Raw genomic sequence first — 5,367 nt, 5'->3', positions numbered from 1 at the left:
CACTGCTGTTGCTGCTTGAGATGAAGCCCCAGACTGTTTGGCAGGCTGTGGAGCATGTTGTCATGGAGAGTAGCCGTTGAGCAGAACCTAGCCCCTGTTCAGAAAAACAATTACTTATTCATGGGCGATCGCGTATACGCGTATATTAAAAGATAAGAATTGTAGTAGCAAAATAGATCCATCGAGTAAGTAAAACGTTGATTGTTTCGAGGTGAGTTGCGGCATGGTGCTGAGGTGCCTAAAGAGCGATCGTGGACTTGGATTACTGTAGTGCATGAGGTTTTGGGTGGCCTGTCTGACAGCAAAAGAGGTAGGTTGTGGATACATTAGTGCAGGATGCATAAGATGTTTAGGTAAGATGTGTGCATTAAAATAGGTAAGTGAGATATGTTAATGGCGATAGTAGGATAAGGTAATGCATTTCTTTCTACTGTCAAGTGCCACGATAAATGACCAAAAAATGGTAGTTGTGCCACGATAAATGACCGTTAAAGTCCAGACGTGTTGTGAATAGAAGGGTGTAGGCGATCGCCGTGTCCAAGACTTGAATCAAAGAGTGCAAGAATCATGCATTAAAGGCTCAACATTCCAGAGAGCTACAATTGATATATAGTAAGCCTTTCAGAGACTTCGGACAAAGAGCGTGGCACGGGATCAGCGGACAAAAAGCGTGGCACGGTTGTAGCTGATTGGAAGAAGCTAGAAGCTTTAATCTGAAAAGATTTCAGGCTTTTGTTGAGCATAAATAATAAATTTTCTAGAGGACATATATCGTGGCACTTGAGGAATGCGAAAAAATAAAAGTTGGTGAGTGCCACGATAAATGACTGCATAGACTCAGACTATTGATGAACAAAGGGCTATAGCGATCGCGACCGAGGGAACGGTCGAAATTCATGTCAAATCGAGCGAACGCGTGCCTCAAAACTAGAGCCGCGATCGTGTCGCATATAGCCATATCCTTGCAGCAATAAGGCTAGAGTAAGGCATCAACTGAACGGGTGCCATAGAGCCTCGCCAGTCACCTAAAGGTTTCGAGGAAGCGCGTCGTGAATGAAACCCGCGATCGAGAACAAGCCAGCGAGATCCAGCGACGCATCGATATCCTGCATCAGTTAGAAACGAACCGAGGGCAGCCTACCTACCATCAAGCGCGAAAGCGAGCCGCCCAAGACCTAGACCTGAGCGAACGCAGCCTGAGACGGCTACAACACATCTATCGCACCCAAGGCCCATCTGGACTACATCGCCCCGAACGAGCCGATGCGGGACACCATAAAACCGATTTAGCGTGGCAAGACTACATTATCAAGCGTTACCGGCAAGGGAACCGAGGGATGCGCCAGACCAGCCGCGCGCAAATTGCCAAACAAGTTGAAATCCACGCCGCCGCCCAAGGATATAGCCACTATCCTAGCCGTCGCACCGTGTATCGAATCCTTGCCCCATTGATCCAAGAACAAGAGCAAAAGCAGAAACGCCATCACATTGGCTGGATAGGCGAAACCCTAACCCTAACCAGCAAAACTGGTAGTGAAATCGCCATCGACCATAGCAACCAAGTATGGCAATGTGACCATACCCCCGCTGACATTTATATTGTTGATTGCCAAGGAGAGATCCTGGGTCGTCCTACGCTAACCACCGTCATCGATACCTACTCCCGCTGCATCATGGGCATCCACCTGGGCATGGATCCCCCCAGCGCCAGCGTTACTGGACTAGCCCTACGCCACGCCATCCTGCCCAAAACCTATCCCCCCAGCTACCACCTGCACCACGACTGGGAAAGCCAAGGCATCCCCCAATACCTCTACACCGACAGCGGTAGCGACTTCACCTCCCATCACCTCGAACATATCGCCAACCAACTCGGCATCGTCCTGTGTCATCGGCACCGCCCCAGCCAAGGCGGCATCATCGAACGTCCCTTTGGTACCCTCAACCAAGACTTCTTCTCCCAACTCCCCGGCTATACCACCGCCCGCGCCACCCCCCACCAAAACGCCATCAAAGCCGAAGCCATCCTGACCCTCGAACAACTCGAAACCCTTCTGATCCGCTACATCGTGGATAACTACAACCAACGCATCGACCCGCGCGATCGCCATCAGAGCCGTATCAGCCGCTGGCGCAACGGACAGATGAGCCTTCGCCAACCCCGCGACGCCCGTGAACTCGACGGTCTCCTCCTACGGCAGCAGAACCGCCGCGTTTACCAAGGTGGCTACATCCGCTTCGCCAACCTCGTGTATCGGGGCGAATACCTGTCCGGTTACGCCGGAGCCGAAATCGTGATCCGCTACGACCCCCGAGACATCACCACCCTATGGGTGTACCAAGCGCACAAACACCACGACGAATTTTTAACCCGAGCCCACGCCCAAAACCTAGAAACCGAACACCTGTCCCTCTCTGATGCCAAAGCCATCAGCCGTCGATTACGTGAAACTCAGCGAGCGATCAGCAATCAGTCCATCCTCAACGAAATCCGCGATCGCCATCACTACATCGACACCTTATCCGAACCCATCGACGAAACTCCTGCTATTTCATCCGACGCCTCCGACACCTCCAAACCCTCAACATCCCCAAAACCCCTACCCGAGATTCGCGTGTACGACTACGAACAACTGCGTCAATCGCATGGACATTAATCTCCAACCGTCAAACATCTGCTAACCCCCACGAGATCCTCCATGCCTCCCAAAGAGAAATCTCCTGTCCCTAAGTCATCTGCTTCTGGTTCCTCACCGCCCGCGATCGCCGATCTCAACGATCGCATTCGGCAACTAGGCCGCCGTCGAATCCTAGAACTGCCCCAGATGCTCGATTTTCATACCTGGTTAGATGGAAAACGCCTAGCCCGTCAATCCTGTCGTGTGATTGGTGAATCGCGCACTGGCAAAACCGTTAGTTGTGACACCTATCACCTGAAAAGCCAAATGACCCAACGACCGGGTCACGCCCCAATCGTTCCCGTCATGTACTGGCACTGTCGTGAGAACCTATCCGTTCGTAGCCTCTTCATCGGCTTACTTGAGACCCTTCAGTATCAAGCTACCCGTGGACAAAACCCCGAACTGCGAGAGCGGGTGTACCACGTATTACGCAATTGCCAAGTCGAGATGATCATCTTCGACGAAGCCCAACGGGCCAGCACCCAAGCCATGTCCGAAATTCGAGATATCTCCGACCTCTTAGAAATTGCCGTTGTGTTAGTGGGCACCGATCGCCTCAACGTCGTGATCCAACGTGATGAACAAGTGCTGTACCGCTTTCTATCCGCCTATCGATTCTCCCGCCTAGATAGCGACGATCTTCAAGCCATGACCGCCCTATGGGAAACTCACGTCCTGCAGCTTCCCGACCCCTCAGAACTCACCCAGCCCAAAGCCCAGAGTTTATTACTACAAGCGACCCGAGGTTATATCGGCGTCCTCGATCAAATCCTGTGTGAAGCCGCCATACGAGCCTTGCAGCAGGGCCAGACCCGCATCGACTTGTCCTTGCTAAGACAAGTTGTTAAAGAATGCTCCCTTGCCATCAAATAGAGCAGACGCCTCATGACGCGCTCCAACCCGAACCAAAGCACTCAAAACACCCCTTCACTCACCCGAACTATCCGTCCTTGGTTATTTGAAGTAGAACCTTATCCCGACGAAAGTTTCAGCCACTTTCTGGGGCGATTTCGCCGTGCCAATTGTCTGAGTAGTAGTCATCTAGCATCGATGCTGGGAGAGCGATCGCACGTTGTAACGTATTGGGAAAGTCCATCCCGTCAGCGCCGACCCACTTCATTGCAACTGCATCAGCTTTCCCAGAAGAGTGGAGTCGCGATCGCACGACTTCAGCAGATGTGGTCAAGCGCCGACACCCGATTGCATTGGCCGACCCGCCTGTGTCCAGACTGTTATGCCCAGAATCCTTGGCATCGTCTGACCTGGCAACAAGCCGAACACGCACAATGTGACCAACACCCGCTATTGCTACTATCCTGCTGTCCGCGATGCCAGCATCCCCTTCGCCTACCCAGCCAATGGGCGATCGGCGAGTGCGATCGCTGTCAATTACCCTTCTCGCAGATGGCACCAATTGAGGTCCGTGATAGCGCAATAGAGTGACTCAGAAGAGTGACTAAACAAGAAGTCGGATCGACCAAATAATTTGTCGTCCGCCTGTTGGCTCATGTGTGGTTTGAAACTGCTGTTTGAGCCGCTTCAATCGTTGTTCCTGTTCAAGGATGTGATTTGGGTAGTCCCACTGTCCAACCGTTAACGTGCGAGAAATAACAGCCGAGTCGAGCTTGATTGGCGTCGTGTCGAGAGTCGCACAGGCATCAAAGAAAGCTGGTTTGAGCGATTCAATTTGGGACGCGATCGCAGCCAGTTGCATCCGAAGCGTCACCATGTCGTCAAGGATCGCATGAGCGTTTTGTGTTGTTGTGTTCATAAAAGCATTCAAGAATGTGTTCCCATCATCTAGGCCGCCAAGAAACAGAGACCTAACCAAGTCTCCGGAGCTTCAGCCTGCCGAGCGTTTGTGGCCGCTGACCCATGAAGCGATCGCCACCCGCAGTGTTGAGTTGTTAGATGAATTAGAAGCTATCACGTCTCATCGGTGCTGGGTGTTGATGGAACGTCCACTTGGCAGGCTGTGGAGCATGTTGTCATGGGAGAGTAGCCGTTGAGCAGAACCTAGCCCCTGCCCAGAAAAATGATTGCTTACTTATGAGCGATCGCATATACGCGTATACTTAACGCGCATACTTAAAGATAAAGATCGTGCCAGTAAGGCAGATTTATTGAGGAAGCAAGGTGTTGGTGTGTCGATTGTTTTGAGGCAATTAATGGCATGACACTAGGATGCCTAAAGAGCGATCGCGGGCTTGAGTTACTGTGGCGCGGGAGGTTTTGAGTGAGCCATCCAATAAGATAGGAGGTAAGTTGCAGGTATAATAGTGCAAGATGCATGAGATAGTTAAGTAAGATATGTGCATTGGGGTAGGTAAGTGAGATATGTTAATGGCAATAGTAGGATAAGGTAATGCATTTCTTTCATATGTCAAGTGCCACGCTATTTGTCATAGATCCGAGATTGTGCCACGATAAATGACATGAGAGAGCTGAGAAGCAATGATAGCAGTTGTTTCAGTTATATAATACTTATGTATTAGTCCTTGAAGAGAGCGATCGCCACGAGAGCGGTTTAGAGACTTCAAGAACATAAAAGCTATACAGAGCAAGGGTTTTGGGGATGATGACAAATAGCGTGGCACGCCGATTGATGACAAATAGCGTGGCACACAAAATCGTCACCTAGAAGTGACTAAACCCTTGTCTAATAAGGCATTCCGTCTATGGGGAA

3 protein-coding genes and 2 pseudogenes are annotated in these 5,367 nt (G+C 51.0%); 4 read left to right on the top strand and 1 reads right to left on the bottom strand.

Features of this window, described 5'->3' with window-relative positions; genetic code table 11:
• Positions 1-1,049 precede the first annotated feature (1,049 nt).
• The 3 genes and pseudogenes from JUJ53_RS01915 to JUJ53_RS25405 all read left to right on the top strand — a co-directional run.
• Positions 1,050-2,657, top strand: a complete 1,608-nt coding sequence (locus JUJ53_RS01915; protein ID WP_204150297.1) for a Mu transposase C-terminal domain-containing protein — start codon at positions 1,050-1,052, stop codon at positions 2,655-2,657.
• A 42-nt stretch (positions 2,658-2,699) separates the two neighbouring features.
• Entirely contained in the window at positions 2,700-3,554 is an 855-nt protein-coding gene (locus JUJ53_RS01910; RefSeq protein ID WP_204150296.1) for a TniB family NTP-binding protein, read from the top strand.
• Positions 3,555-3,566: 12 nt separating this feature from the next.
• Positions 3,567-3,932: pseudogene (locus JUJ53_RS25405) on the top strand (TniQ family protein); the annotation flags it as partial.
• A 205-nt stretch (positions 3,933-4,137) separates the two neighbouring features.
• Here the strand turns inward: JUJ53_RS25405 and JUJ53_RS01900 are convergent.
• Positions 4,138-4,464, bottom strand: a complete 327-nt coding sequence (locus JUJ53_RS01900) for a hypothetical protein (protein ID WP_239124694.1) — start codon at positions 4,462-4,464, stop codon at positions 4,138-4,140.
• A 43-nt stretch (positions 4,465-4,507) separates the two neighbouring features.
• On the opposite strand from JUJ53_RS01900, the pseudogene JUJ53_RS24505 reads away from it, so the two are divergent.
• A pseudogene (locus JUJ53_RS24505) lies at positions 4,508-4,690 on the top strand (IS630 family transposase); the annotation flags it as partial.
• Positions 4,691-5,367: the final 677 nt, after the last annotated feature.

This window comes from Leptolyngbya sp. CCY15150 (genome assembly GCF_016888135.1).
GTDB lineage: Bacteria > Cyanobacteriota > Cyanobacteriia > RECH01 > RECH01 > RECH01.
This window is presented reverse-complemented; position numbering and strand designations above follow the sequence as displayed.